The sequence below is a fragment of the Aequorivita sediminis genome, from assembly GCF_032080575.2.
Lineage (GTDB): Bacteria > Bacteroidota > Bacteroidia > Flavobacteriales > Flavobacteriaceae > Aequorivita > Aequorivita sediminis.
Genome location: NZ_JAVLSO020000023.1, coordinates 1 through 1,723, shown reverse-complemented (window position 1 = coordinate 1,723; position 1,723 = coordinate 1). Strand labels below are relative to the sequence as shown.

The following is a 1,723-nucleotide window of genomic DNA, read 5'->3' as shown; positions in this document are numbered from 1 at the left end:
CGAGATCTAAGTCTCTGCGTATATAATAACCTTATTCCTCTCTTTTGTTCTTTCTGATTTATATCTAAATTTAATGAATTGTAAACTTAAGCCGTGTATAATTCATTGCTAGTTATAGCTTACTTACGAAAGTCCTCGCGGACTTTCTATCTGTGATTTATTTGCTAACTTTAATTCTTAAACCACGCAACGAAATCATACACAAACACGTTAGCGGTCAGGCAATAAAACGACCCGAGAAACAAATCGGGTTATTTTTAAAATATTGTATTTTAGCATTTGCTTAAATAAACAAGTTGACTATCTTTGTGTTTATGGAAAACAATTCTTGCATAAGACAACAAGCGGACATTAAACAAATCAACCGTTGTAAAGACCGAGTTGCAGAACTCAACGGCTCGTTTGACTACTTATCGAACGGACTTGAATTGGCGGGTAACAACGTCAGACTGAAAATCCTGTTCCTGCTTTATGAAGAGAAACAACTTTGCGTTTGCGACCTGAGTGATGTTCTTGGAATGACCATTTCGGCAGTTTCTCAACACCTGCGAAAACTCAAAGACCGAAAACTCATTGAAACAGAAAGGCAAGCACAGACCATTTTCTATTCGCTGACAAACGAATACAAAAACTTGCTTGAACCGTTTTTCATAATACTTGACGAAAACAAAATTTTGGAGACAATATGAAAAAGGACAATAAACTAATCGGAGCAGGAATTTTAACGGCATTCGCTGCTTCTCTATGCTGTATTACACCAGTTTTGGCACTAATTGCAGGAACAAGCGGACTTGCTGCCTCTTTTTCGTGGCTTGAACCTTTCCGACCGTATTTAATTGGTTTGACAATTTTGGTTCTTGGTTTTGCTTGGTATCAAAAACTAAAACCGAAAAAGGAAATAGACTGTGATTGTGAAACTGATGAAAAGCCAAAATTCATTCAGAGTAAAAAGTTTTTAGGAATTGTTACAGCATTCGCAATTGTAATGCTTGCCTTTCCTTACTATGCACATATTTTCTACCCTAAGACAGAAAAACAAGTAATAGTAGTTGACAAATCAAATTTACAGACCGTTGAGTTTACTATCAGCGGAATGACTTGTGCAGGATGCGAAGAACACGTAAACCACGAAGTGAACAAACTTTCAGGAATAATCAAATCAACTGCTTCATACGAGAATGGAAACGCAATCGTTGAATTTGACAACTCAAAAACTAACATAGCCGAAATCGAAACAGCAATTAACGGAACAGGATATTCAGTAAGAGACAAAAAGGAAAAATAAAATGGAAATAAAATTGCAATCAACAATCACTTGCCCCAACTGCGGACACAAAAAAGAAGAAACAATGCCGACAGATGCTTGCCAATACTTTTACGAGTGCGAAAACTGCAAAACTGTATTGAAACCACAACAAGGAGACTGCTGTGTTTATTGCAGTTATGGGAGCGAGAAATGTCCACCAATTCAACAAGACGAGAAATGTTGCTGACCGAAGAAAAAAAAGCCCGAACCGCTAACAATGTATATACAAAATAGGCGAAATAGCAGTAAATTCAACGGTTGTAGCTCGCTTCAACTTCATCTCGGTTTGATAAGTTTGAAGCCCGCAATCGCCTACTTTGCATATACTAAACGTCAGACTGCGCAATAACCTCCCTTTCTTAATAACTTTGTTGATTACCTTTTATCCATTGGCCAAATTGCATTAAAATATTGGCT

Annotated in this window: 3 protein-coding genes; all 3 read left to right on the top strand. The window is 37.1% G+C overall.

What is annotated here, in order from left to right:
• The first annotated feature begins 314 nt into the window (after positions 1 to 314).
• The 3 genes from RT250_RS13435 to RT250_RS13425 are packed head-to-tail and all read left to right on the top strand — an operon-like array spanning position 315 to position 1,493.
• Positions 315 to 689, top strand: a complete 375-nt coding sequence (locus RT250_RS13435) for an ArsR/SmtB family transcription factor (RefSeq protein ID WP_008992945.1) — start codon at positions 315 to 317, stop codon at positions 687 to 689.
• Positions 686 to 1,285, top strand: coding sequence for a mercuric transport protein MerTP (gene merTP, locus RT250_RS13430; protein ID WP_008992944.1), 600 nt, complete (start codon positions 686 to 688; stop codon positions 1,283 to 1,285). The genes RT250_RS13435 and merTP overlap by 4 nt, the downstream gene beginning before the upstream one ends.
• A gap of 1 nt (position 1,286) precedes the next feature.
• Positions 1,287 to 1,493: a GDCCVxC domain-containing (seleno)protein gene (locus RT250_RS13425; RefSeq protein ID WP_008992943.1), complete on the top strand. Its 207-nt coding sequence runs from the start codon at positions 1,287 to 1,289 to the stop codon at positions 1,491 to 1,493.
• Positions 1,494 to 1,723 lie beyond the last annotated feature (230 nt).